At 40.0% G+C, this 22849-nt stretch carries 35 protein-coding genes and 1 pseudogene; all 36 read left to right on the forward strand.

Annotated elements, in window-relative coordinates; all coding sequences use genetic code 11:
• Positions 1–39: 39 nt before the first annotated feature.
• The 36 genes and pseudogenes from rpsJ (at position 40) to fdh3B (ending at position 22834) form a co-directional block, all read left to right on the forward strand.
• Positions 40–351 (forward strand): 30S ribosomal protein S10, encoded by a 312-nt coding sequence (gene rpsJ, locus HCCG_RS04455; RefSeq protein WP_002956243.1) that lies wholly within the window; start codon positions 40–42, stop codon positions 349–351.
• A 23-nt stretch (positions 352–374) separates the two neighbouring features.
• Complete coding sequence (gene rplC / locus HCCG_RS04460; RefSeq protein WP_002956244.1) at positions 375–953, forward strand: 50S ribosomal protein L3; 579 nt, start codon at positions 375–377, stop codon at positions 951–953.
• Positions 954–964: 11 nt separating this feature from the next.
• On the forward strand, positions 965–1588 hold the full coding sequence (gene rplD, locus HCCG_RS04465) for a 50S ribosomal protein L4 (protein WP_002956245.1): 624 nt from the start codon (positions 965–967) through the stop codon (positions 1586–1588).
• Positions 1589–1870: a 50S ribosomal protein L23 gene (locus HCCG_RS04470; protein WP_002956246.1), complete on the forward strand. Its 282-nt coding sequence runs from the start codon at positions 1589–1591 to the stop codon at positions 1868–1870.
• Between the two features lie 10 nt (positions 1871–1880).
• Positions 1881–2708, forward strand: a complete 828-nt coding sequence (gene rplB, locus HCCG_RS04475) for a 50S ribosomal protein L2 (RefSeq protein WP_002956247.1) — start codon at positions 1881–1883, stop codon at positions 2706–2708.
• An 11-nt stretch (positions 2709–2719) separates the two neighbouring features.
• The gene (gene rpsS, locus HCCG_RS04480) at positions 2720–3001 is read left to right on the forward strand and encodes a 30S ribosomal protein S19 (RefSeq protein WP_002956248.1); all 282 of its coding nucleotides are present in this window, start codon (positions 2720–2722) and stop codon (positions 2999–3001) included.
• A gap of 9 nt (positions 3002–3010) precedes the next feature.
• Positions 3011–3451 (forward strand): annotated as a pseudogene (rplV, locus tag HCCG_RS04485) (50S ribosomal protein L22); the annotation flags it as partial.
• Between the two features lie 116 nt (positions 3452–3567).
• A complete protein-coding gene (gene rpsC, locus HCCG_RS04490) occupies positions 3568–4275 on the forward strand; it encodes a 30S ribosomal protein S3 (protein ID WP_002956250.1) in 708 nt (235 codons plus the stop codon).
• A gap of 2 nt (positions 4276–4277) precedes the next feature.
• Complete coding sequence (gene rplP / locus HCCG_RS04495) at positions 4278–4703, forward strand: 50S ribosomal protein L16 (RefSeq protein WP_002956251.1); 426 nt, start codon at positions 4278–4280, stop codon at positions 4701–4703.
• Entirely contained in the window at positions 4690–4878 is a 189-nt protein-coding gene (gene rpmC / locus HCCG_RS04500) for a 50S ribosomal protein L29 (RefSeq protein ID WP_002956252.1), read from the forward strand. The genes rplP and rpmC overlap by 14 nt, the downstream gene beginning before the upstream one ends.
• Before the next feature lie 21 nt (positions 4879–4899).
• Positions 4900–5166: a 30S ribosomal protein S17 gene (rpsQ, locus tag HCCG_RS04505; RefSeq protein ID WP_002956253.1), complete on the forward strand. Its 267-nt coding sequence runs from the start codon at positions 4900–4902 to the stop codon at positions 5164–5166.
• The gene (gene rplN / locus HCCG_RS04510) at positions 5163–5531 is read left to right on the forward strand and encodes a 50S ribosomal protein L14 (protein ID WP_002956254.1); all 369 of its coding nucleotides are present in this window, start codon (positions 5163–5165) and stop codon (positions 5529–5531) included. The genes rpsQ and rplN overlap by 4 nt, the downstream gene beginning before the upstream one ends.
• Positions 5531–5767 (forward strand): 50S ribosomal protein L24, encoded by a 237-nt coding sequence (gene rplX, locus HCCG_RS04515; protein WP_002956255.1) that lies wholly within the window; start codon positions 5531–5533, stop codon positions 5765–5767. The genes rplN and rplX overlap by 1 nt, the downstream gene beginning before the upstream one ends.
• On the forward strand, positions 5767–6312 hold the full coding sequence (gene rplE, locus HCCG_RS04520) for a 50S ribosomal protein L5 (RefSeq protein WP_002956256.1): 546 nt from the start codon (positions 5767–5769) through the stop codon (positions 6310–6312). Before rplX ends, rplE begins: the two co-directional genes overlap by 1 nt.
• 1 nt (position 6313) lies before the next feature.
• Entirely contained in the window at positions 6314–6499 is a 186-nt protein-coding gene (locus HCCG_RS04525; protein ID WP_002956257.1) for a type Z 30S ribosomal protein S14, read from the forward strand.
• Positions 6500–6509: 10 nt separating this feature from the next.
• The gene (gene rpsH / locus HCCG_RS04530) at positions 6510–6905 is read left to right on the forward strand and encodes a 30S ribosomal protein S8 (RefSeq protein WP_002956258.1); all 396 of its coding nucleotides are present in this window, start codon (positions 6510–6512) and stop codon (positions 6903–6905) included.
• Positions 6906–6914: 9 nt separating this feature from the next.
• Positions 6915–7451 carry a 50S ribosomal protein L6 gene (gene rplF, locus HCCG_RS04535; protein ID WP_002956259.1) on the forward strand — a complete coding sequence of 179 codons (537 nt, stop codon included), beginning with the start codon at positions 6915–6917 and terminating at the stop codon, positions 7449–7451.
• 14 nt (positions 7452–7465) lie between these two features.
• On the forward strand, positions 7466–7822 hold the full coding sequence (rplR, locus tag HCCG_RS04540) for a 50S ribosomal protein L18 (protein ID WP_002956260.1): 357 nt from the start codon (positions 7466–7468) through the stop codon (positions 7820–7822).
• Positions 7823–7832: 10 nt separating this feature from the next.
• Positions 7833–8273, forward strand: coding sequence for a 30S ribosomal protein S5 (gene rpsE, locus HCCG_RS04545; RefSeq protein WP_002956261.1), 441 nt, complete (start codon positions 7833–7835; stop codon positions 8271–8273).
• A 10-nt stretch (positions 8274–8283) separates the two neighbouring features.
• Positions 8284–8682, forward strand: a complete 399-nt coding sequence (gene rplO, locus HCCG_RS04550; protein ID WP_002956262.1) for a 50S ribosomal protein L15 — start codon at positions 8284–8286, stop codon at positions 8680–8682.
• Positions 8682–9932, forward strand: a complete 1251-nt coding sequence (gene secY / locus HCCG_RS04555; RefSeq protein ID WP_002956263.1) for a preprotein translocase subunit SecY — start codon at positions 8682–8684, stop codon at positions 9930–9932. Before rplO ends, secY begins: the two co-directional genes overlap by 1 nt.
• 3 nt (positions 9933–9935) lie before the next feature.
• A complete protein-coding gene (map, locus tag HCCG_RS04560) occupies positions 9936–10694 on the forward strand; it encodes a type I methionyl aminopeptidase (RefSeq protein WP_002956264.1) in 759 nt (252 codons plus the stop codon).
• Position 10695: 1 nt separating this feature from the next.
• Complete coding sequence (gene infA, locus HCCG_RS04565; RefSeq protein ID WP_002956265.1) at positions 10696–10914, forward strand: translation initiation factor IF-1; 219 nt, start codon at positions 10696–10698, stop codon at positions 10912–10914.
• Positions 10915–10997: 83 nt separating this feature from the next.
• On the forward strand, positions 10998–11111 hold the full coding sequence (rpmJ, locus tag HCCG_RS04570) for a 50S ribosomal protein L36 (RefSeq protein WP_002956266.1): 114 nt from the start codon (positions 10998–11000) through the stop codon (positions 11109–11111).
• Positions 11112–11114: 3 nt separating this feature from the next.
• A complete protein-coding gene (gene rpsM / locus HCCG_RS04575) occupies positions 11115–11477 on the forward strand; it encodes a 30S ribosomal protein S13 (RefSeq protein ID WP_002956267.1) in 363 nt (120 codons plus the stop codon).
• A gap of 11 nt (positions 11478–11488) precedes the next feature.
• Positions 11489–11881 carry a 30S ribosomal protein S11 gene (gene rpsK / locus HCCG_RS04580; protein ID WP_002956268.1) on the forward strand — a complete coding sequence of 131 codons (393 nt, stop codon included), beginning with the start codon at positions 11489–11491 and terminating at the stop codon, positions 11879–11881.
• 9 nt (positions 11882–11890) lie between these two features.
• Positions 11891–12517, forward strand: coding sequence for a 30S ribosomal protein S4 (gene rpsD / locus HCCG_RS04585; RefSeq protein WP_002956269.1), 627 nt, complete (start codon positions 11891–11893; stop codon positions 12515–12517).
• A gap of 22 nt (positions 12518–12539) precedes the next feature.
• Positions 12540–13544: a DNA-directed RNA polymerase subunit alpha gene (locus tag HCCG_RS04590; RefSeq protein WP_002956270.1), complete on the forward strand. Its 1005-nt coding sequence runs from the start codon at positions 12540–12542 to the stop codon at positions 13542–13544.
• Positions 13545–13555: 11 nt separating this feature from the next.
• Complete coding sequence (gene rplQ, locus HCCG_RS04595) at positions 13556–13906, forward strand: 50S ribosomal protein L17 (RefSeq protein WP_002956271.1); 351 nt, start codon at positions 13556–13558, stop codon at positions 13904–13906.
• A gap of 216 nt (positions 13907–14122) precedes the next feature.
• On the forward strand, positions 14123–15997 hold the full coding sequence (locus tag HCCG_RS04600) for a chorismate-binding protein (RefSeq protein ID WP_002956272.1): 1875 nt from the start codon (positions 14123–14125) through the stop codon (positions 15995–15997).
• A 28-nt stretch (positions 15998–16025) separates the two neighbouring features.
• Positions 16026–16613: an anthranilate synthase component II gene (locus HCCG_RS04605; protein WP_002956273.1), complete on the forward strand. Its 588-nt coding sequence runs from the start codon at positions 16026–16028 to the stop codon at positions 16611–16613.
• 218 nt (positions 16614–16831) lie between these two features.
• Positions 16832–18352 (forward strand): 4Fe-4S dicluster domain-containing protein, encoded by a 1521-nt coding sequence (locus HCCG_RS04610; RefSeq protein WP_002956274.1) that lies wholly within the window; start codon positions 16832–16834, stop codon positions 18350–18352.
• Positions 18353–18354: 2 nt separating this feature from the next.
• Positions 18355–19035, forward strand: coding sequence for a molecular chaperone TorD family protein (locus HCCG_RS04615; protein ID WP_002956275.1), 681 nt, complete (start codon positions 18355–18357; stop codon positions 19033–19035).
• A 100-nt stretch (positions 19036–19135) separates the two neighbouring features.
• Positions 19136–19351, forward strand: a complete 216-nt coding sequence (locus HCCG_RS04620; RefSeq protein WP_002956276.1) for a twin-arginine translocation signal domain-containing protein — start codon at positions 19136–19138, stop codon at positions 19349–19351.
• 16 nt (positions 19352–19367) lie between these two features.
• Positions 19368–22187, forward strand: coding sequence for a molybdopterin-dependent oxidoreductase (locus HCCG_RS04630; protein ID WP_104717342.1), 2820 nt, complete (start codon positions 19368–19370; stop codon positions 22185–22187).
• Between the two features lie 11 nt (positions 22188–22198).
• On the forward strand, positions 22199–22834 hold the full coding sequence (gene fdh3B / locus HCCG_RS04635) for a formate dehydrogenase FDH3 subunit beta (RefSeq protein ID WP_014666500.1): 636 nt from the start codon (positions 22199–22201) through the stop codon (positions 22832–22834).
• Positions 22835–22849: the final 15 nt, after the last annotated feature.

Consider the following 22849-nt stretch of genomic DNA (forward strand, 5'->3'; position numbering starts at 1 on the left):
ATCAAATTATTTGGTGAGTTCTTTAGATAAGGAAAGAATATGGAAAGAATACGACTTAGGCTCAAAGCTTATGATCATAGGGTTCTTGATAGATCGGTTGCATCTATCATAGAAGCAGTTAAGAGGACAGGTTCAGAGATAAGGGGTCCAGTGCCACTTCCTACCAAAAAGAAGCGATACACCGTTCTTCGTTCGCCACATATCAACAAAGATTCTCGTGAGCAGTTTGAAATTAGAGTGCATCATCGTATTATTGACATTATGTCGGCTACTCCTGATACCGTGGATAGTCTTATGAAGCTTGATTTGGCACCTGAAGTAGATGTTGAAGTTATGTCTATGAGTAAATAATACTAAGCATAAGGATTTTAAGAATGGAATTTATAGTTGAAAAAATCGGTATGAGCCGCACAATAGGCACAAAGAGCGAAGCGGTAACATTGCTTCGTGTGCTTGGTGCAAAGGTGTGTGAGGTATATGAAAATGGCAAGGGGCTTGTGGCATATTCACAAGGAAGGGCTATAAATAAGGCTGTTGCAGGGCAACAGAAGAAATATAGCCTAAGCAAAGAGTTCAATCGCTTTGCTACCTTGAAACTGGGCAATAAGGAAGTAGGTGAGCTTGACACAGGTGTCTTGGGTGAAGCAAAATGCGTTCAAGTGAGATTCAAAACAAAAGGGCGTGGATTCAGCGGTGCGATGAAAAGATGGAATTTTCAAGGTGGTCCAGCCGCACACGGAAGCAGATTCCATAGACGCTTAGGCTCTATTGGTAATCGTGAGTGGCCCGGACGCGTTCAGCCGGGTAAAAAGATGGCTGGACATTATGGAAATGAGCTAGTGAGTGGAAAAAATGATGTAATGTCATTTGATAAAGAAAGTGCTATTTTGGTGCTAAAGGGTTCAGTGGCTGGATTCAATGGTGCATTTGGCAGAATACAAATTATAAAGTAAGGTAAGGCAGAATGAGTAAAGCAATTTTGTTAGACAACAAGCTTCAACGAAGCAGTGAGCTTGCATTGCCCGAGAGATACACGCAGATTAAAGAGCATAATCTTTATTTGTATGTGAAATCTTATCTTGCTTCGCTTAGGGCAAATAATGCTCGTGCGAAAAAACGCGGCGAAGTAAGTGGTGGTGGTAAAAAGCCTTGGAATCAAAAAGGCGGTGGTCGTGCTCGTGCGGGGAGTATCACTTCTCCAGTATTTGTTGGCGGTGGTGTATCTCACGGACCAAGCAATGATAGAAGTTATAATCTTAAGATTAATAAAAAGCAAAAGCGACTTGCCCTTGAGTGTGCGTTACACCAAAAAGCACAGGAAGGCAAACTTTTTGTGATAGATTCAGTAGCTATGCCAAGTGGAAAGACAAAAGATGCGTATGCAATGTTTAAGGCATTAAAGCAAAGAAGCACCTTGTTTGTAGCACAGATGAGCGATGAGCCAACTTTCTTAGCTTTTAGGAATTTGCAACAATGCTATTTGGCAGATGCAAATGAGCTGAATGCGTATTTGGTAGCGGCGTTCCGCTCGGTTGTGATTGAAAAAGCAGTGTTTGATGAAATCATTACGGATAACAAGGGGGAATAAATGGCAGACATTACAGATATTAAGTCAATCCTCTATACAGAAAAATCTCTTTCTCTTCAAGAAAGCGGTGTATTGGTGGTGCAAACAGCTGTCAATGTGAGTAAAAATCAGCTCAAAGAGATTTTTAAAGAATATTTTGGGATTACACCTGTAAGGATTAACTCTTTGCGACAGGAAGGTAAAGTCAAAAGATTCAGAGGCAAAATTGGTCAGCGTGCATCTTATAAGAAATTTTATGTAAAAGTTCCAGAGGGCGCAAAACTTGATGCGCTATCAGTGTAAGGAGTAGGATATGGCAGTAAAAACATATAAGCCCTATACCCCAAGCCGAAGGTTTATGAGCAATCTTAGCTCAAAGGATATTACCGGCAAGGCGAGTGTAAGAGGGTTGCTTATCAAGTTGCCTGTGAGTGCGGGAAGAAATAATAATGGTCGTATCACAAGTCGCCATAAAGAAGGTGGGGCAAAGAAGCTGTATAGAATCATTGATTTTAAACGTAACAAGTTTAATATTGAAGGTAGGGTCGCTGCGATTGAGTATGATCCATATAGAAATTGCCGTATTGCACTTATCCATTATGTTGATGGTGAGAAGCGATATATTATCCAACCAAGTGGTTTGAAAGTCGGCGATGTGGTGTTTGCAGCAGAATCTGGACTTGATATTAAAACAGGCTTTGCAATGAAGCTTAAAAGCATACCCATTGGGACAATCGTGCATAATATAGAAATGCACCCGGGTGCTGGTGGGCAGCTTGCAAGAAGTGCTGGAGCGAGTGCGCAGATTATGGGGCGTGAGGGAAAATACATTATCCTTAGAATGCCAAGTGGCGAGATGAGATATATCTTAGAAGAATGTATGGCGACTATCGGTGTTGTTGGCAATGAAGATTTTGCCAATATCTCTATTGGTAAGGCTGGACGCAATCGCCATCGTGGTATCCGCCCACAAACTCGCGGTAGTGCGATGAACCCTGTTGATCACCCACACGGCGGTGGTGAGGGCAAAACCGGCTCAAGCGGACATCCTGTTTCTCCTTGGGGAACTCCGGCTAAAGGCTTTAAAACTCGTAAGAAAAAAGCGAGTGATAGATTGATTATTTCAAGAAAGAAAAAATAAGGTAGGGAAGTATGGCAAGATCAATTAAGAAAGGTCCTTTTGTTGATGATTATCTCATCAAAAAAGTTGAGAAAGCAAAAGAGGGCAAGGATAATAAACCCATCAAGACTTGGTCAAGAAGAAGCACGATTTTACCTGATATGATAGGGCTAACTTTCAATGTCCATAATGGCAGAGCGTTTGTGCCTGTGTATATCACTGAAAACCACGTGGGCTATAAACTTGGCGAGTTTGCACCTACGCGGACTTTTAAAGGACACAAAGGCAGTGTCCAAAAGAAAATTGGCAAATAAGGGGAGAGAATGAGTAGAGCATTGTTAAGATATATTCGGTTGTCTCCAACAAAAGCGCGTCTTATCGCAAGAGAAGTGCAGGGTATGAATGCTGAACTTGCGATTGCAAGTTTGGAATTTACTCCAAATAAGGCTGCTAAGCTTATTTCAAAAGTGATTGCTTCAGCGGTGGCAAATGGCGGCTATGATGCGCAAGATGTGATTGTAACTTCTTGCCGTGTTGATGCTGGTCCTGTGCTAAGGAGATTTATGCCACGCGCTAAAGGTAGGGCTACACCTATTAGGAAGCCAACAGCACATATTTTGGTCGAGGTAGGCACACAAAAGTCTCAAGCTAAGCAAGTAGAATCTAAGTCTAAAGATTCAAAACCCGAAGATTCTAAAAAGATAGAAACTAAAGAAGCTAGTGCCGCTAAGAAACCAGCTACAAAAGCAAAAGTAGTAGAGAAAGCCCCAAAAGCTGACAAGGTAGAAAGCAAAGAGGTTAAGCCAAAATCAACTCCAAAGGCTCCTATTACGAAAAAGACAACAGCGAAGAAAAAAACTGAAGGTGAGGAACAATAACAATGGGTCAAAAAGTTAATCCAATAGGTTTAAGATTAGGTATCAATCGCAACTGGTCTTCTCGATGGTTTTCTGTGTCCCAAGCGACACCTTCAAATATCTTAGAGGATCACAAGATTCGTAAGTTTTTAAAGCGTGAGATGTATTATGCGGGTGTGAGTGAGATTATCATTGAGCGTGCAGCAAATAAGATTCGCGTAACAGTGGTGGCTTCTCGTCCGGGCTTAATCATCGGTAAAAAAGGTGTAGATATTGATAAGCATAAAGAAGCTTTGAAAAAGATTCTTAATAAAGAAGTGTTTATTAATATCAAAGAAGCTAAACGCCCTCAAGCAAATGCGCAACTTGCAGCTGAAAATATCGCAACACAACTTGAAAAACGCGTAGCATTTAGACGCGCTATGAAAAAGGTAATGCAAGCAGCGATGAAAGCTGGTGCAAAGGGTATCAAGGTGAAAGTTTCTGGTCGTTTGGCTGGGGCTGAAATGGCAAGAACAGAGTGGTATATGGAAGGGCGTGTGCCTTTGCATACATTGCGTGCAAAAATTGATTATGGCTTTGCAGAAGCGATGACGACTTATGGAATCATTGGTGTTAAAGTATGGATTTTCAAGGGCGAAGTATTGCATAAGGGTATTATGCCTGAGAAAAGGGAAGAAAGTAAGGGCGGGGATAAAGAGCGTCCTAAATCAAGAAGAGGGAGGCAGTAATTATGTTAATGCCAAAACGGACTAAATATAGAAAACAGATGAAAGGTCGCAATCGCGGAAAATCTTTCCGTGGAGCGTCTTTGGCATTTGGCGATATTGGGATTAAGGCAGTGGAACACGGACGCATAGATTCGAGACAAATAGAATCTGCGCGTATCGCGATGACGCGTCATATCAAAAGGGCGGGAAAAGTGTGGATACGCGTTTTCCCTGATAAACCTTTAACAGCAAAACCATTGGAAACAAGAATGGGTAAAGGTAAAGGTGGTGTAGAAAAATGGGTTATGAATATTAAACCCGGTCGTATGATTTATGAGATGGCTGGGATTGATGAAGCTTTAGCGAGAGAGGCTTTGGCTTTAGCTCAAAGTAAGCTTCCTTTTAAAACCAAAATCATAACGAGCGAGAGTGAAAATGAAATTTACTGAGTTACAAGATAAGGATATTGCGGAATTGCAAAAAATGTTGAAAGAGAAAAAGTCGTTGCTTTTTGAAAAAAGATTGCAACTCAAAACTATGCAACTGACCAATCCAAGCGAGATTAAGACAATTCGCAAGGATATTGCTAGAATTAACACAGCCTTGAGTGCCAAAAAAAATTAATGGAAAGATTAAGGATTGACTATGAGTGAAAAGCAAGCACATAAGAGAGTGATTCAGGGTAGGGTTGTCAGCAAGGCTGGTAACAAAAGCGTGGTGATTTTGGTGGAACGCAAGGTTGTTCACGCGAAGTATCGTAAGATCGTTAAGCGTTTCAAAAAATACACCATTCACGATGAAAATCACGAAACAAAGATTGGTGATGTGGTGAGTGCAATTGAATGTAAGCCTATTTCAAAAACGAAAGCGTTTAGATTCAAAGAAATTATTACCGCAGGAGTAGAGCTATGATACAAAGTTTTACAAGATTAAGTGTCGCTGATAATAGCGGTGCAAAGGAAATTATGTGTATTAAGATTCTAGGCGGAAGTCATAGGCGGTATGCACGAGTGGGCGATGTAATCGTTGCTTCTGTGAAAAAGGCTATTCCAAATGGAAAAGTAAAAAAGGGACAGGTTGTTAAAGCGGTTGTTGTAAGAACAAAAAAAGAGATTCATCGTGAGAACGGATCTTTAGTGCGTTTTGATGATAATGCGGCGGTGATCCTTGATGCCAAGCGTGAGCCTATTGGCACGAGAATCTTTGGACCAGTAAGTAGAGAAGTGCGATACGCAAACTTTATGAAAATAGTATCGTTAGCTCCGGAGGTGTTGTAGTGGCAAAGTTTAAGATTAAAAAAGGCGATATGGTGCAAATTATCGCAGGAGATGATAAGGGCAAGAAAGCAAAGGTTTTGCAAGTTTTACCCAAGAGTGCGGAAGTCATCGTGGAAGGCTGCAAACTTGCAAAAAAATCAATTAAGGCAAGTGAAAAGAATCCAAAAGGTGGTTTTGTGTCTAAGGAAATGCCAATGAGTATTTCAAATGTAAAAAAAGCGGAAGGAGATAATTAATGTTTGCTTTAAGAGATAAGTATAAAAATGAGATTATCCCCCAGCTTAAAAGTGAGCTTAATATAAGCAATCCTATGTTGCTTCCAAAGCTTGAAAAAATTGTTATTAGTGTGGGAGCAGGTGATCACGCAAAAGATTCTAAGATTATGCAAAATATCGCTGATACGATTTCACTCATAGCGGGGCAAAAGGCAGTTATTACCTTAGCTAAAAAGTCTGTTGCAGGATTCAAAATGCGTGAAGGTATGCCTATGGGTGTGAAAGTAACCTTGCGTGGTAAGATGATGTATAACTTCCTTGAAAAGCTCATTGTCATTGCATTGCCTCGTGTGAAAGACTTTAGAGGTGTAAAACGCAATGGCTTTGATGGGCGTGGAAATTATAGCTTTGGCTTGAATGAGCAGCTTATGTTCCCTGAAGTCGTATATGATGACATTATGGTAACACACGGAATGAATATCACACTTGTAACTTCTACTCAAAGCGATAAAGAGGCGTTTAAGTTGCTTGAGCTACTTGGCATACCTTTTGCGAAAGGACGATAAAATGGCGAAAAAATCAATAATTGCAAAGGCAAAAAGGAAAGCAAAATTTAGTGCAAGGGCATATACAAGATGTCAAGTGTGCGGAAGACCTCATTCTGTATATAGAGATTTTGGACTATGTAGAGTGTGTTTGCGGAAAATGGGTAATGAGGGTTTGATACCCGGATTGCGTAAAGCAAGTTGGTAAGGAGTAGAGTATGGTAAATGATATTATTGCAGATTCTTTAACGAGAATTCGTAACGCTTCTATGAGACGATTGGAAGTGACGACTTTGTATTACGCAAAAATTGTTGTTTCAATCTTAGAAGTATTTAAGGCTAAGGGCTTTATTAAAGATTACAAGGTGAATGATAAAGATGGAAAACAATCTATTATGGTTCAGCTTGCTTATGATGAGCGAGGTAAAAGCGTTATTAATGAGATTAAGCGTATTAGTAAGCCCGGACGCCGTGTATATAAGGCAAGAAGTGAGCTGAAGCGTTTTAAAAATGGCTATGGCACAATCGTAGTTAGCACAAGCAAAGGTGTAATTGGCAATGACGAAGCATATAAAGCAAATGTCGGTGGCGAAGCACTTTGCAGTATATGGTAGGAGAGAGAGATGTCAAGAGTTGGAAAAAAACCTATTAGTATCCCAAAAGGTGTTGAGGTGTCTTTGCAAGGGAGCAAGATTCTATTCAAGGGTGCGAAAGGGCAAAAAGAGCTTGAAACTTATGGACGCGTTAAAATTGACTTGCAAGGCGATGCTTTGAGTTTTGCTTGTGTGGATTCTCAAGCACAATCTCGTGCGTATTGGGGAACATATCGTGCGTTGGCAAATAATATTGTTGTGGGTTTGAGTCAAGGATTTAGCAAAGTGCTTGAAATTAATGGTGTTGGTTACAAGGCAAGTATTAATGGCAAGAATCTAGAGATGGCATTAGGCTTCTCTCACCCAGTTGTGTATCCTATCCCTGCGGGAATTGAGATGAGTGTAGATAAAAATACAATTACCATTAAGGGTACTGATAAACAGCAAGTGGGGCAGATTGCTGCCGAGATCCGCGAGTTTAGACCACCAGAGCCATACAAGGGCAAAGGGATTAAATATAGTGATGAGACAATTGTCCGCAAAGCGGGTAAAACTTCTAAAAAATAGTATAGGGGCGTGATATGACAGAAAAGGTGTTGAAACGAAAGCAACTTCTCAAGGTAAAGAGAAAGCTCCGCACAAGGGGTAGGATTTTTGGTGTAGCAGACAAACCGCGAATAAGTGTGTTTAAGTCTAACAGGTATCTTTATGCACAAGCCATTAATGATGAAGCAGGTGTAACATTGGCAAGTATAGATGGCAAAAAGCTTGGCTTAGGCAATAATAGGGAAAATGCAAAGCAGATTGCCATTGAATTTGCAGGATTATTAAAAAAAGCCAAGATTACAGAGGCGGTATTTGATAGAAATGGATACCTTTATCACGGCGTTGTAGCAGCATTTGCTGATACTTTGCGTGAAAATGGCATAAAGTTATAAAAGGAAGCTTATGGAAATCAATAGAGAAGAATTTAGCGAAGTTGTTGTGAATATCGGTAGGGTTACTAAGGTTGTAAAAGGTGGGCGTAGGTTCCGCTTTAATGCACTTGTTGTTGTAGGGAATAAAAATGGGCTTGTTGGCTTTGGGCTTGGTAAGGCAAAGGAAGTTCCCGATGCGATAAAAAAAGCTATTGATGATGCGTTTAAAAATATCATCAAAGTGAATATTAAAGGCACAACGATTGCTCACGATATTGAGCATAAATATAATGCAAGTAAGATTCTATTAAAACCAGCAAGTGAGGGAACAGGTGTTATCGCTGGTGGCTCTACGCGTCCGGTAATAGAACTTGCAGGTATTAAGGATATTTTGACAAAATCACTTGGATCAAATAATCCTTACAATGTGGTGCGTGCGACTATTGATGCACTTGCACGAATTAAAGCTTAAGGAGTAACTTATGCTAGAAAAAATTAAACCCGCACAAGGTAGCACAAAAGACATTAAGCGTGTAGGTAGAGGGCAAGGCAGTGGTATGGGAAAAACCTCCACTCGTGGTGGCAAAGGACAAACTGCTAGAAGCGGTTACAAGGCAAAAAGAGGATTTGAAGGTGGGCAACAGCCATTGCAAAGGCGTTTGCCTAAAGTGGGCTTTACTTCGCGTGTGCAAAAGCCTATTGTCATCAATGTAGATAAATCACAAATCTTTGATTCAATGGCACAAATTGATATGGAGACTTTACGCAAACATTTTAGTATTCCTAAAAATGCGGTAAATATTAAACTTATTGGCTCAAAAGCTAAGGGTTTGGTGTCTAAAATCAAAGATGAGTGTATTAAAACAAGTGGAAGTAAATAATGACAAAAGGCATTGTAAATAGGATTCTTATCACACTTGCTTTTTTATTTGCGTATAGAATCTTGGCGTATGTGCCAGTTCCGGGTGTTGATGTATCCATCATTAAGTCATTTATTGATGATAATGCAAATAATGCCCTAGGCTTGTTTAATATGTTTAGCGGTAATGCGGTGGAGCGTTTTAGTATTATCTCCTTGGGTATTATGCCCTACATCACAGCTTCTATCATTATGGAGCTTCTCGCAGCGACTTTTCCTAATCTTGGCAAAATGAAAAAAGAACGCGATGGTATGCAAAAATATATGCAAATCGTGCGTTATGCAACTATTGGAATTACGATTATTCAAGCAGTGAGTGTAAGTATTGGACTAAATAGTATGAGCAATGGGGCTATTAAGATTGATTTGAATCTATTCATCGTTGTGGCTGTGTTTTCTATGCTTACGGGGACAATGTTGCTTATGTGGATTGGTGAGCAGATTACGCAACGCGGTGTGGGTAATGGGATAAGCCTTATTATCTTTGCTGGGATTGTTTCAGCAATTCCTTCAGATATTGGTAAGACTTTTAATCTTGTAAATACCGGACAACTCAATGTCTTTGTGCTTCTTATTCTTCTTGTGGTGATTTTGGCTACTGTTGGGGTGATTATTTTCATTGAGTTGGCTGAAAGACGCATACCTGTTTCATACGCACGCAAGGTTGTTATGCAAAATCAAAACAAACGCATTATGAATTACATTCCTGTGAAAATGAATCTAAGTGGCGTTATCCCCCCTATTTTTGCTTCCGCGTTGCTTGTGTTTCCTTCCACGATTTTACAAGCTTCTTCAAATAGCGTGATTCAAGCTGTGGCAGATATTTTGCGACCTGATGGGTATGTATATAATCTTTTAATGTTTATTTTTGTAATTTTCTTTGCATATTTTTATGCTTCTATTGTGTTTAATGCAAAGGACATTGCGGATAATCTTAAAAGACAGGGTGGTTTTATACCCGGTTTGCGTCCCGGTGAAGGAACAACGAATTTCCTTAATAATGTTGCAAGTAACCTTACATTTTGGGGTGCGTTGTATCTAGCTCTTGTTTCCACACTTCCTTGGGTGCTTGTTAAATTTACGGGTGTGCCTTTCTATTTTGGTGGGACGGCAGTGCTTATTGTCGTGCAGGTTGCTATTGATACGATGAGACGCATTGAAGCTCAAATCTATATGAGTAAATATCAAACGCTAAGTGCCGTAGGGCTCTAGAGTATGGCGATTAGTATCAAGAGTAAAAAAGATATAGAATCTTTGCGGATACCAAATAGGATTGTCGCTCAAACTTTGCAGCTTTTAGCGTCTCAAGCAAAAGAGGGGGTTTCTCTCCTTGAGCTTGATAGTATGGCAAAAGATTTTATCGCTTCACAAGGTGGGAGAGCTGCTTTTTATAAACTTTATGGATTCCCACAATCTATCTGCACATCACTCAACCAAGTTATTATTCACGGCATACCTAATGAGTATCGTTTGCAAAATGGCGATATTTTAGGGATTGATATTGGTGTGGAATATGGCGGCTGGTATGGCGATGCAGCAATTAGTGTGGGGATTGGTGAGATAAGCACGGAGAATGAGAATCTTATTGCGTGTGCAAAAGATGTGCTGTATGAGGCTATTTCACATATCAAGGTGGGTATGCGATTTAAAGAGCTTAGCTTTTTTTTACAAGATTCTATTATAAAGCGTGGTTTTGTGCCATTGCGTGGCTTTTGCGGACACGGAATAGGCAGGGCTCCACACGAAGAGCCAGAGATTCCAAACTATATAGAATCTCCTAATGTTAAGCAGGGTCCAAAGATTAAAGAGGGTATGGTGTTTTGTATAGAACCAATGATTGCTCAAAAAGATGGTGAGCCTGTGATTTTGGGCGATAAGTGGTCTGTTGTGTCCAAAGATGGATTAAATGGAAGTCATTATGAACATACCATTGTTATTGTAGGTGGCAAGGCAGAGATTTTAACGGAGGTATAAAATGGCAAAAGATGATGTGATTGAAGTTGATGGAAAAGTGATTGAGGCATTGCCAAATGCTACTTTTCGCGTTCAGCTTGAAAATGGGCATATAGTGTTGTGTCATATTGCTGGAAAAATGCGTATGCACTACATTAAGATTTTACCCGGTGATGCGGTCAAAATTGAGCTTACACCTTATAGTTTGGATAAGGGTAGAATTACTTATAGATATAAATGATTCGTGTAAGTAGTTTTTAAATATTTTTTCTGTAGAATCCGCGGTTTTAACTCAAAAAAGTTAAAAAATCATAAGGAGTAGGTATGAAAGTTAGACCTTCAGTCAAAAAGATGTGCGACAAATGCAAGGTTATTAAGCGTAAGGGCGTGGTTAGAGTGATTTGCTCAACCCCAAAACATAAACAAAGACAAGGATAAACAATGGCTAGAATTGCTGGTGTAGATTTGCCAAAAAAGAAAAGAGTAGAATATGCTCTCACTTATATTTACGGCATTGGGCTTAAAAGTTCAAGAGATATTCTCAAGGCTGTAAATATTTCTTTTGATAAGCGAGTTTTTGATCTCAGCGAAGATGAAGTTTCATCAATTGCAAAAAAGATTCAAGAGAGTTATATGGTGGAGGGAGATCTCCGTAAAAAGGTAACAATGGATATCAAAGCCTTAATGGATTTGGGAAGCTATCGTGGTTTAAGACATAGAAAAGGCTTGCCTGTTCGCGGACAGACAACTAAAAATAACGCCCGCACACGCAAAGGCAAGAAAAAAACAGTTGGTAGCAAGTAAGGAGTAGTCAAATGGCAAAAAAAAGTATAACAAAGAAAAAAGGTGCTAAGAAGAATATTACACGAGGTGTTGTGTGTATTTCTGCGTCATTTAACAATACAAATGTAACTGTTACTGATGAAATGGGTAATGTGTTGTGCTGGGCTACCGCTGGTGGTTTGGGATTCAAAGGGAGTAAAAAATCCACTCCTTATGCAGCACAACAAGCAGTAGAATCTGCGATGGAAAAAGCAAAGGAATGCGGTATTAAAGAAGTTGGTATTAAAGTGCAAGGACCGGGAAGCGGACGCGAGACTGCGGTAAAAAGTGTTGGTGCGATTGAGGGCATTAAGGTATTGTGGCTTAAAGATGTTACGCCACTGCCACATAATGGATGCAGACCACCAAAAAGAAGAAGAGTGTAAGGGGTAGAGATGGCACGATATAGAGGACCAGTTGAAAAACTAGAAAGACGATTTGGCGTTTCTTTAGCGTTAAAAGGTGAGAGAAGATTGGCGGGAAAAAGTGCGCTTGATAAGCGTCCTTATGGACCCGGACAGCACGGACAAAAGCGAGGTAAAATTTCTGAATACGGCTTACAGCTTCGTGAGAAGCAAAAAGCTAAAATTATGTATGGTGTGAGTGAAAAGCAATTCCGTGCGTTGTTTAGAGAGGCTAACAGACAGGAAGGCAATACGGGTGAAAATCTTGTGCGTATCATAGAGCAACGGCTTGATAATGTTGTGTATCGTATGGGTTTTGCTACAACTCGCCGTTTTGCGCGTCAGCTCGTTACACACGGGCATATTCTTGTAAATGGTAAGCACGTGGATATTCCATCATATATGGTTAAGCCCGGGCAAAAAATTGAAGTAAAAGAAAAGAGCAAGAATAATCCACAGGTTGTTCGAGCGATTGATTTGACAGCTCAAACAGGTATAGTGCCTTGGGTAGATGTGGATAAGGAAAAGAAGTTTGGTATTTTTACGCGTTTTCCACAGAGAGAAGAGGTAGTGATACCTATTGAAGAAAGATTGATTGTTGAGCTTTACTCTAAATAATAAATAATATTAAGGACGCAGAATGAATATGATTAAAATTGAGCCTTATATCCCTACGGATATAAGCATTGAAGAGGTTTCAAGCAATAGAATTAAAATCAGTGCTTATCCTTTTGAATCTGGCTATGCTATTACCTTAGCACATCCATTGCGTCGCTTGTTGCTTTTAAGTTCTGTGGGGTATGCTCCTACTGCACTTAAGATTCAGGGTGTTACGCACGAGTTTGATTCTATTCGTGGGATTGTTGAAGATGTCTCTCATTTTATTAGCAATCTTAAAAACATTCGCTTTCTTATCAAAGATGAGACACTTGATAGTGTGCAGGTGCATTATGAGTTTAAGGGACCTATGGTGCTAAGTGCCAATGAGCTTGCCAATGAAAGTGTAGATGTGGTGAATCCTGAGGCGTATTTGGCTACAATTAATGAGAATGCTTCAATTAGTTTTTCACTCATCGTGCAAAAGGGTATAGGCTATGTGCCAAGCGAGAGTATCCGTGGCAAGATAGCAGAGGATTATATTCCTCTTGACGCGTATTTCACACCTGTGAAAAAGGCTATTTATGAGATTGAAAATGTGCTTGTTGAGGATAATCCAAACTATGAAAAGATTATTTTTGACATAGAGACAGATGGGCAGATTGAGCCACTTACTGCATTTAAAGAGGCTATATCGGTTATGCATAAGCAAATGAGTATCTTTGGTGTTGATTTAAGTGCTACGCCAAATGGCAGTAAGAGTATTGCTGAAGATTCTGGGGAGTTGAAGACATTGATGATTAAGATTGATACACTGAATCTTAGTGCAAGATGCTTTAACTGCCTTGATAGATCAGGCTTGAAGTATGTGGGAGAGCTTGTTATTATGAGTGAAAATGAGCTTAAAAACATTAAGAATATGGGTAAGAAATCCTACGATGAGATAACTGAAAAGTTAGAGGAGCTTGGATACCCTGTTGGTGGGGAAATTGCTGAAGACATTTTGCAGCTTCTTAATCGTAAATTAGCAAAAATTAGAAATAGTTAGGGAGTAGGGATATGAGACACGGACACGGATACAGAAAGCTAGGGCGAACTTCATCACATCGTAAGGCATTGTTGAAGAATCTTGCGGTTGCCCTTATCACACACGGCAAAATAGAAACGGGCGTATTTAAGGCAAAAGAATTGCAAAGCTATATTGAAAAGCTTATCACAGCTGGGAAGGCTAATGACTTAAACGCACATCGTTATGTGTTTGCGTATTTGCAAGATAAGGTAGCGACAAAAAAGCTTGTAACGGAGCTTTCGCCAAAATACACAGATAGAAATGGTGGCTATACGAGAATCCAACGCACGAGATTGCGAAAGGGTGATGCTTCGCAAATGGCTATCATTGAGTTTGTGTAATATGAGTAAAAAGCTAGAATTTCTAGCTTTTTACTTTACTTTCTAAATTTCTTCTTTTATTATTTTTTCAACACTTTTAATCCACTTTCAATCTTTTTTTTGAGACTTGTGTTTATCTGCTCAATTACTTTGCTTAATGATGAGTGTTATATTGCTGTGGCTTTTATATTTTAAGCTATACTTTTCCTTTTATTTGACTTAGGCAAAAGGACATAAATGAAAGCGATATGTGGGGATTATAGTTATACACATTGTGTGCGGAAAATCTATGCTTTTAACATAAATGGCTTACTCCAAGCCTTACAGATTCTAGATAACTTCCTACATTCAAAGCAAAAAGGCTACTTTATAGGTTATATGACTTATGAGGCTGGAATCTTACTCCAAACCCATTATGCGAACTTGCCTATAATGACATATAAACACAAAAAGCAGCCCCTATTATATTTTGCCCTTTATTATAAGCGAAAAAAAATAAAGCCACTCAAGCCCAAAGGTAAATTTTCCCTAAATATCGCTAAAAATTTAGATGACAAAGCCTACAAACAGCATTTTCTCACAATCAAAGAAAATATTAAGCAAGGACATACCTATCAGCTGAACTACACCCAAGAGATTTTGCTCCACTCTTCCCTGCCTTCAAAACAGCTTTTTCAACATCTCTCCATTAGGCAAAACACTCCATACAAGGCTTATTTAAGCAATGCTTTTCTTAAAATCCTATGCTTTTCGCCAGAATTATTTTTCAAAATAAAAAACAACACCATCACAACCCAGCCTATGAAAGGCACGATAAAAAGGGCATTGCACGATGAGAATCTCAATATAAAAAAACAAAAAGCAAAAGATAAAGCCTTGAAACTTGCCTTACAAAAAGACAGCAAAAATCGCAGTGAAAATTTAATGATTGTTGATTTACTCCGCAATGATTTAAGTAAGGTGATTGCACCAAACTCGCTGAAGGTTAAAGAGCTGTGTGCTATTCATTCTTACCCTTCTGTTCATCAAATGATTTCCACAATTAAAGGGCGTTTGAAAAATGACTTTTTACTCTCGCAGATTTTTCAAGCACTCTTTCCCTGTGGTTCTATCACAGGTGCGCCAAAGCTTAAGACTATGGATCTTATCTCGCAGCTAGAATCTCGCCCAAGAGGCGTGTATTGCGGGGCTTTGGGTGTTGTTTCATATAAGGAAACTTGCTTTTGTGTGCCTATCCGCACTTTGAGTAAGATTCGCAATGAAAAGGTTTATCGCTATGGTGTGGGAAGTGGGGTAGTGTGGGATTCTGTATGTGAAGATGAGTTTGCTGAATTAAAACTAAAAAGTAAGTTTTTAAACGCTCAAAATCAGCAGTATGACTTATTTGAAACAATGCTTTATAGGAATGGGCGTATTTTTCTGCTTGATAGGCATTTGAAGCGATTGCAAAGCAGTGCCTTAGCCTTGGGGTTTAATACAGAGCAGCTCTCACGCCTTGTCTCATCGCAACGCACAAATCAGTTAAACATCACTACTTTTGATGCATTTTATATGCAATGCGGAGATTTGTCTTGTATTGATAACACGATGTGGCAGGATTCAACGCAGTTTTGTGAGAATCTTGGTGCAAATAAGCTTAAAAATGTAAATGGCTTGAGTGATGAGTGTATTTTGCGACTAGTCTTGTCTCATAATGGCAATTTGCGTTTAGAATCCTTGCCCTTACTGCCACTTTCTACCAATAAAGTGATAATTTCTCCTAAGACGCTAGATTCTATTCATTTGCTTGTTTCGCATAAAACAACCCACCGCCCACATTTTGCCACAGCACAAAAGATGATAGGGCAGGGAAAAATTTTTGATATGATTTTTTATAATCAAAAAGGCGAGATTACAGAAGGCAGTAGAAGTAATATTGTGTGTGAGATGAAGGGGAGATTTTGCACCCCGCATTCACAAAGTGGGCTACTGCAAGGCACATTGCGGGGTATGCTTTTAGATTCTGGGCTTATTTTTGAAAAAAGGCTCACACTTAAGCATTTGCATAAGGCAGATAGAATCTTTTGCCTTAACTCCGTGCGGGGCGTGGTGCAAGTGGAGTTGCAAGTATAGAATCTTAAGAATTTAAAGGCGATAAGCGATGAAATACAATAAAAGTAATTTTTCACACAAGCAAGTATTGATTATTGATAATTATGATTCTTTTACTTACAATGTGGTGTATTTGCTTTCAGCCCTTGGTGTTAAACCACAAATTGTGCCAAATGACACGCCCCTATCTCGTATAAAAAAGCTTGATTTCTCTCATCTTATCATCTCGCCCGGTCCCAGTCACCCGCTAGATTCAGGCGTGTGTTTGGAAGCGATTGTAACCTTTGCTCCAACGCATAAGATTCTAGGAATCTGTCTAGGACATCAATGTATCGCTCAAGCTTTTGGTGGGGAAGTCATCTCTTTGCCAAATCCCACTCACGCAAAGAGTGTGAGATTATATTTTACGCCAAATGCTTTGTTTGAAGGTATCCCACAAGGCATACAAATAGCCCTTTATCATTCGCTCTATGTCAGTAAGCTTGGGGAGTGTGAGGCGTTGGGATATAGTGAAAATAATGTGCTTATGGTGCTTAAGGCTAAGGATTATGATTGTTATGGTGTGCAGTTTCACCCTGAATCTATTTTGCAACAAAAAGGCAAAAGGATTATGAAAAATTTTCTAACCCTGATTTGACATAAGCAGACAAAGTGTGTGATGTGAGAAGCAAAATATATAACGCTTTATTATTTTTTTAAGCGACTGTTACAAAAAAGGATATGTTAAAAAATATACAAAGCTATAATGAGTAAATGGGTAAAATAATACTTTCATTTTTGCAAAGATAGTGTATCATTTCGCCTTAGAAAACAGCAAACAAACAACTTACAACAAATAAGCTCAGGATAAGGATAATGACACAACACACAGAAATGGCTTTGAACGCACAAGAAGTGGAGATTCTGCACGAGTGCGATGAGCTGACCCTTGATTTTACTTCGCTTAATAAAGATTCTATAAGTGTGATACCACCGCAATGCGTGGTTATAGGCTATGGGGATTTATGTGATGCGTTTTTGTCTCTTTGTGTGGAAAAAGAGCATTCCTATGTTTTGGAAGTCTCACAGCTTCTGCCACAGGACTTTGTAAGTTTAAAGGGGCATTTGGGAGCATTTAATCTGCGATTTAAAAATGCTCTTGGCGAGATAGAGAGTCTTCAAACCGCACAGGTTGTGTGCTTTGCCCCACTTGATTTGCCTGAATGTAAGGGTGTGCATAGGCCGAATATGTATGAGAGTGCTAATCAAATGCTTCAAGCCCTTTTGGGATTCTGTGGGGAGCAGAGCTATGAGAGAAATATTATTTTTGATCCCACGCATTGTCAATTTCAGCTAAGACGCCCTTTAGCAAATGGGGAAAGTGTGTGTCATAGCTGTGTGGATATATGCCCAACTATTGGTATTACAAGCGATAAAAATGCTAGAGTCTTGGAGCTTTCTGCGATTGATTGTATTGCGTGTGGGCGATGTGTGAGTGTCTGCCCCACAGGGAGTGTGCAGCGGCAGGGCGATGGATTAGAGGCTTTTACTTACAAGGTGAGATTGTATAAACACTATATTCCGCTTGTGGTGGGAAGAGAAGTCTTTGAAGACAGTGAGTTTATAGAGAATCTTAAGATTCTAAAAGAGCAAAATCCCCTTATCCTGCCTTTTGTATTGAGTGTGCCAGATATGCTAAATAGTGTGTATTTTTTGACATTGTTGCAAGAGAGTGGCTCTCCTATCATTCTATACACTCCACTTGGCAAACACACAAATGCCGATAAAGATTCTATAAATGAAATATATCAAAGAATTTTTTCTTCAATAGCCATTATGGAGCTTAGCGAGATAGATGATATATCTATATTAAAGCCCCTGCCACAAAGCCATTATGTCTATACCCCAAGGGAAAATGAGAGTAGCAAAGACATATTTGCAGAGAGAATGCGATTTTGGATAAAGCAAGAGAGCTATGGCAAGGTTAAGATTCAGGGCTTTGGGATTTTAGGTATTAATGCGGAGCAATGCACCTTGTGCCTTAGCTGTGTGGAGGCGTGTAATACAAAGGCATTAGTCAATAATCAAAGTCGTTTTGAGCTTTTGTATAAACCTGCCCTTTGCACGGATTGTGGATATTGTGTAGCAAGCTGTGCGGAGCAGGTGCTAAGTTTAGAATCTTCTAGTCTAGTATTAGAGGAGAAAAGTTTTGCTTACACACCTATTGCAAGTGATGAGCCTTTTAGATGTGTGGAGTGTGATAAGGTATTTGCCACACAAAAAAGTATCAATAAGATTAAGCAGATTCTACTGCCAAGCTTTGGCAGTGATAGCTTAAAGCTTAGGATTTTAGGATGCTGTGCTGATTGCAAAGTGAAAGTGATGTTTGAAGGATAGATATGCCACAGAATAATGTAGAATCTTTAGCAAAAGCAAGAGCTTTATATTATGACTTTTTTGCTGGGTTGTTTTTGTATGAGTTATTAAGTGAGCGTGGCAGTGTGCTTTTAGAACAGATTAGAATCTTAAGGGAAAATAGCTTAAGTGAAAGCGATAAAGTGCATTTTGAGCTTTTGGAAAGTGAGATTATGCATAAAGGCATAAAAGGAATACTTGATGAATATACACGAACTTTTATTTTGCCTTTTGATACTCCTTTGCCTAATACGCCAATGCCTCAAAGAAAAAGGCGAGATTCTAATGAAATGGAATCTAATATACACTCCCAGAGTGTGGGGCATATAATGCTCTATCTCTCACATTATACTGAGGGCTGTTTAAATGGTAAATCCCTGCTAAAGGCACGAGGACTAACTAAGCAAAGCACCTTTAGACTTAATAGCAAAGAGTGTAAAGAGAGCGAGGAGCATTTGGGATTTTTACTCTTGCTTATGCGACATCTCTTGCTTTCAAATGATGAGAATGACAAAAGCTTAAGCATAGAGGTGGCAAATGAGCTTGTTTTACCTTTGGGCGAGTATGTAAGCAAAGCATTACAACAAAGGGAGGATTTAAGCTATTATGCGAGTATAGGAGAGTTGCTCAAAAGCTTTTTACAGGTGGAATCTGCTTTGCTGTAGGGGTAATGCTGTAAGAGTAATGGCGGTAGGCTGATTTGAGCTTTTAGTCTTAAAAGTTCAAATGGGTTTATCCCAAAAGTCAAAAAGCAAAGGAGGCTCTATGAGTAAAACGCAAGAAGACAATCAATCAAGGCGTAAGTTTTTGAAAACTGCTGGGATTGGTGGGGTTGTGGTTGCGATAGGCTCCCTTAGTTTGAATGGGTGTTCTGGAGAACACAAACAAAAAGAAGTCATCAAGGGTAAAAGCAAAAAGCAAGAGATTTTGTATCGTAGCGATACGCAGTATTGGCAGACATATTTTTCTGTTGCCAAATGACATATAAGGAGTGAAAATGAGCGAAGTGAATGAAAGACGCAATGCGAGACGCTCATTCCTTAAGCTTTCCGCATTGGCTTCTGTGGCTGGTGTGAGTAGTGCTTTTGGGAATGAGGGTGAGCGTGTCATTAGAAAGGCAAGTGAGGCGGAGCTAAAGGAGCGTTATCCTAACGCAAAGCGTGTGAAAACGATATGTACACACTGCTCTGTGGGCTGTGGGATTATCGCTGAAGTGCAAGATGGCGTGTGGGTGCGTCAAGAAGTCGCCCAAGATCACCCCATTTCACTTGGCGGACATTGCTGTAAGGGTGCGGATTTGATTGATAGGGCAAGAAGTGAGACGCGTTTGCGTTATCCACTTGAAAAAGTCAATGGTAAATGGGAACGCACAAATTGGGATAGTGCGATGGATAAAATCGCTTCAAAACTAAGCAAGATTCGTGAAGAAAGCGGACCTGATGCGGTAATGTGGATAGGAAGTGCAAAGCTCTCAAATGAACAAGCTTATTATTTGCGTAAGTTTTCTGCATTTTTTGGGACAAATAATCTAGATCACTGCAATCGCGTTTGACACTCCCCAACAGTCGCCGGTGTGGCGAATACATTTGGATTTGGTGGAATGTCAAACCATATTGCCGATATGATGTTTTCAAAATATATTTTCATCATCGGTGCAAATCCTGCGGTGAATCACCCTGTATCTATGGTGCATATTTTACGCGCTAAAGAGGCTGGAGCGAAAATTGTCGTTGTAGATCCGCATTTTAGTAAGACTGCGGCAAAGGCTGATGAATATCATAGAATCCGCAGTGGGACTGATATTGCCCTTGTGTATGGTATGCTTCATCATATTATTAAAAATGACTTGCACGATAAGAAATTCTTGCAAGAGCGGATTTATGGCTATGAGGAAATCATCAAGGAAGCGATGAAAATGACGCCTGAAGAGGCAAGTAATATTACTGGGATTCCCGCTGATACAATCCGTCATATTGCTGAAGATATGGCAAAGGCAAAGCCTGCAAGTCTCATTTGGAATCAAGGGCTAACACAGCACACAGTTGGCACAAGCAACACGCGGATTATGCCGATTTTACAAATGTTCTTGGGTAATATGGGTAAAAATGGTGGCGGTGTCAATATCTTACGCGGACACGATAATGTGCAGGGAAGTTCAGATATGGCAGCAAACCCTGATATCTTGCCCGGATATTATGCGTTAAATGAAGCGTCTTGGCGACATTTTGCAAAGCATTGGTATGTTGAATATGAATGGCTACTCTCACGCTTTAAAGATAAAAAGATGATGGAATCTAGCGGTTATGCACATTCTACTTGGAAGTTTGGTGTGCTAGAACCTGAAAATGCGGCAAACAATGGCGATACGATGTTGCGTGCGTTAGTGGTTATTGGCACAGGTATGACTTCTGTATCTTTGCTTGACTTGCAAAAAAAAGCAATGGATAAGCTAGAGCTTGTGGTGTTTATTGACCCCTATGTCAATGACTTGGCTATTTATAGCGATAGGGATAATGACTTATTCTTACTTCCAGCAGCTAGTCAAATGGAAAGCTCTGGTTCAGTAGCAGCGACAAATAGAAGCTATCAATGGCGTTCTAAGGTTATGGAGCCACTCTTTGAATGCAAGGAAGATCAAGAGATTCTCTTTGAGTTTGCTAAGCGATTTGGATTCTTAGAAGAGTATCAACGAAGTCTTTATGAGATTGCTAAAAAAGATGGGCGAAGTGAATTCATATGGCCAGAAGATGCGACAACAGAGCTAACGCAAAGTATCCGCAGTATCGGCTTACAAGGTATGAGTCCTAAAAGGCTAAAAGCACATCAAGAAAATTGGCATATGTTTGATAAGGTAACGCTGGAGGGTAAAGGTCCATTTAAGGGCGAATATTATGGATTGCCTTGGCCTTGCTGGAGTGATAAACACCCCGGAACACCGGTATTTTACAATGATAGTATTCCTGTTATGCGTGGTGGTATGGGCTTTAGGGTGAATTGGGGCGATACTTCTCCAGATGGGAAAAGTATGTTTTCAGCGCGTTCATTGCCCAGCTCTAAAATCGCCGGACATCCGCCTGTGAGCGCAGCAAATGCTGAATCTTTAGGCTTAAAATTAAGTGCCGAAGAGAAAAAGGCGGTTGAAGGTAGCACTTATGCTCTTGGCTTTGGTAATAATATTTTAGCTGAAAAAGCACTTGAAGCAGGACTTTGTCCTTATGGTAATGGAAGAGCTAGGGCGGTTGTGTGGAATTGGTATGATAAGATTCCATTGCATCGTGAGCCTATCCACTCTGTGCGTGGGGATTTGGTGGATAAATATCCTAACTTCCCAGATAAGCCAAATCATTTTAGGGCAAATATCAAATACCGCTCACGACAGATTGAAAAAGATTGGGTAAAAGAATTCCCTATCAATATGCTAAGTGGGCGTTTGGTCTCACATATGGGGACAGGGACGGAAACACGAAGCGCGAAGTATTTAGCTGAAGTGCATAGCGAAATGTTTGTTGAGATTCACCCTGATAAAGCCTTTGAACTAGATATCAAAGATGGCGATATGGTGTGGGTGTATGGCACAATGGATACTCGTGCGTTGATTAAGGCTAAACTCTCGTATCGCGTTGATGTCAATAGCGTGTGGATACCTCAAAATTTCTCTGGGCTTGATCAAGGTAAGAATCTGCTTGATAAGTATCCTGAAGGCACGGCTGCTTATGCTATTGGTGAATCTGCAAATATGATTTCAAGCTATGGATTTGACTATAACACAGCTTGTCCGGAGACAAAATGCGGATTATGCCGCATTGAGAAAGCGTAGGGAGGTAGGCGATGAGTGATACTTTATTAAAAATGGGCTTAAATGATCCCGGACACGCAAGAATCAAGTTTTATTGCGATGATAATCGCTGTATTGACTGCCACGGCTGTGATGTAGCGTGTAAGGAAGCTCACCACTTGCCTGTGGGGATTAATAGAAGACGCGTTGTAACGCTCAATGATGGGATTCAAGGTGCGGAAAAATCTATATCTATTGCTTGTATGCATTGTGCTGATGCACCTTGTGCAAAAGTCTGCCCGGTGGATTGCTTTTATATCCGTGCAGATGGAATTGTCTTGCACAATAAGAAAACCTGCATTGGCTGTGGATATTGCTTGTATGCTTGTCCTTTTGGCGCACCGCAATTCCCCAAATCTGATGTATTTGGCTCACGCGGCTCAATGGATAAATGCACATTCTGTGCTGGTGGTCCTGAAGAGACAAATAGTGAGGAAGAATATCGCTTGTATGGGCAAAATCGCATTGCAGAAGGCAAAGTCCCTGCGTGTGCGGCGATGTGCTCTACAAAGGCACTTTTAGCAGGTGGAAGCGATGATGTAAGTGCGATTATCCGTGAGCGTGCTTTGAAAAAAGGGCTAGATCCTGCAAGGACACCGCATACTTGGCAAAAAGCCTATGGTGATTAATCTATAAGGAGTGAT

It is taken from the genome of Helicobacter cinaedi CCUG 18818 = ATCC BAA-847 (assembly GCF_000155475.1).
GTDB lineage: Bacteria > Campylobacterota > Campylobacteria > Campylobacterales > Helicobacteraceae > Helicobacter_C > Helicobacter_C cinaedi.

What these genes read in the sequence shown, in the direction of transcription:
- rpsJ (WP_002956243.1), top strand. Translation starts at nt 40, where the DNA reads ATGGAAAGAATACGACTTAGGCTCAAAGCTTATGATCATAGGGTTCTT.
- rplC (WP_002956244.1), top strand. Translation starts at nt 375, where the DNA reads ATGGAATTTATAGTTGAAAAAATCGGTATGAGCCGCACAATAGGCACA.
- rplD (WP_002956245.1), top strand. Translation starts at nt 965, where the DNA reads ATGAGTAAAGCAATTTTGTTAGACAACAAGCTTCAACGAAGCAGTGAG.
- HCCG_RS04470 (WP_002956246.1), top strand. Translation starts at nt 1,589, where the DNA reads ATGGCAGACATTACAGATATTAAGTCAATCCTCTATACAGAAAAATCT.
- rplB (WP_002956247.1), top strand. Translation starts at nt 1,881, where the DNA reads ATGGCAGTAAAAACATATAAGCCCTATACCCCAAGCCGAAGGTTTATG.
- rpsS (WP_002956248.1), top strand. Translation starts at nt 2,720, where the DNA reads ATGGCAAGATCAATTAAGAAAGGTCCTTTTGTTGATGATTATCTCATC.
- rpsC (WP_002956250.1), top strand. Translation starts at nt 3,568, where the DNA reads ATGGGTCAAAAAGTTAATCCAATAGGTTTAAGATTAGGTATCAATCGC.
- rplP (WP_002956251.1), top strand. Translation starts at nt 4,278, where the DNA reads ATGTTAATGCCAAAACGGACTAAATATAGAAAACAGATGAAAGGTCGC.
- rpmC (WP_002956252.1), top strand. Translation starts at nt 4,690, where the DNA reads ATGAAATTTACTGAGTTACAAGATAAGGATATTGCGGAATTGCAAAAA.
- rpsQ (WP_002956253.1), top strand. Translation starts at nt 4,900, where the DNA reads ATGAGTGAAAAGCAAGCACATAAGAGAGTGATTCAGGGTAGGGTTGTC.
- rplN (WP_002956254.1), top strand. Translation starts at nt 5,163, where the DNA reads ATGATACAAAGTTTTACAAGATTAAGTGTCGCTGATAATAGCGGTGCA.
- rplE (WP_002956256.1), top strand. Translation starts at nt 5,767, where the DNA reads ATGTTTGCTTTAAGAGATAAGTATAAAAATGAGATTATCCCCCAGCTT.
- HCCG_RS04525 (WP_002956257.1), top strand. Translation starts at nt 6,314, where the DNA reads ATGGCGAAAAAATCAATAATTGCAAAGGCAAAAAGGAAAGCAAAATTT.
- rpsH (WP_002956258.1), top strand. Translation starts at nt 6,510, where the DNA reads ATGGTAAATGATATTATTGCAGATTCTTTAACGAGAATTCGTAACGCT.
- rplF (WP_002956259.1), top strand. Translation starts at nt 6,915, where the DNA reads ATGTCAAGAGTTGGAAAAAAACCTATTAGTATCCCAAAAGGTGTTGAG.
- rplR (WP_002956260.1), top strand. Translation starts at nt 7,466, where the DNA reads ATGACAGAAAAGGTGTTGAAACGAAAGCAACTTCTCAAGGTAAAGAGA.
- rpsE (WP_002956261.1), top strand. Translation starts at nt 7,833, where the DNA reads ATGGAAATCAATAGAGAAGAATTTAGCGAAGTTGTTGTGAATATCGGT.
- rplO (WP_002956262.1), top strand. Translation starts at nt 8,284, where the DNA reads ATGCTAGAAAAAATTAAACCCGCACAAGGTAGCACAAAAGACATTAAG.
- secY (WP_002956263.1), top strand. Translation starts at nt 8,682, where the DNA reads ATGACAAAAGGCATTGTAAATAGGATTCTTATCACACTTGCTTTTTTA.
- map (WP_002956264.1), top strand. Translation starts at nt 9,936, where the DNA reads ATGGCGATTAGTATCAAGAGTAAAAAAGATATAGAATCTTTGCGGATA.
- infA (WP_002956265.1), top strand. Translation starts at nt 10,696, where the DNA reads ATGGCAAAAGATGATGTGATTGAAGTTGATGGAAAAGTGATTGAGGCA.
- rpmJ (WP_002956266.1), top strand. Translation starts at nt 10,998, where the DNA reads ATGAAAGTTAGACCTTCAGTCAAAAAGATGTGCGACAAATGCAAGGTT.
- rpsM (WP_002956267.1), top strand. Translation starts at nt 11,115, where the DNA reads ATGGCTAGAATTGCTGGTGTAGATTTGCCAAAAAAGAAAAGAGTAGAA.
- rpsK (WP_002956268.1), top strand. Translation starts at nt 11,489, where the DNA reads ATGGCAAAAAAAAGTATAACAAAGAAAAAAGGTGCTAAGAAGAATATT.
- rpsD (WP_002956269.1), top strand. Translation starts at nt 11,891, where the DNA reads ATGGCACGATATAGAGGACCAGTTGAAAAACTAGAAAGACGATTTGGC.
- HCCG_RS04590 (WP_002956270.1), top strand. Translation starts at nt 12,540, where the DNA reads ATGAATATGATTAAAATTGAGCCTTATATCCCTACGGATATAAGCATT.
- rplQ (WP_002956271.1), top strand. Translation starts at nt 13,556, where the DNA reads ATGAGACACGGACACGGATACAGAAAGCTAGGGCGAACTTCATCACAT.
- HCCG_RS04600 (WP_002956272.1), top strand. Translation starts at nt 14,123, where the DNA reads ATGAAAGCGATATGTGGGGATTATAGTTATACACATTGTGTGCGGAAA.
- HCCG_RS04605 (WP_002956273.1), top strand. Translation starts at nt 16,026, where the DNA reads ATGAAATACAATAAAAGTAATTTTTCACACAAGCAAGTATTGATTATT.
- HCCG_RS04610 (WP_002956274.1), top strand. Translation starts at nt 16,832, where the DNA reads ATGACACAACACACAGAAATGGCTTTGAACGCACAAGAAGTGGAGATT.
- HCCG_RS04615 (WP_002956275.1), top strand. Translation starts at nt 18,355, where the DNA reads ATGCCACAGAATAATGTAGAATCTTTAGCAAAAGCAAGAGCTTTATAT.
- HCCG_RS04620 (WP_002956276.1), top strand. Translation starts at nt 19,136, where the DNA reads ATGAGTAAAACGCAAGAAGACAATCAATCAAGGCGTAAGTTTTTGAAA.
- fdh3B (WP_014666500.1), top strand. Translation starts at nt 22,199, where the DNA reads ATGAGTGATACTTTATTAAAAATGGGCTTAAATGATCCCGGACACGCA.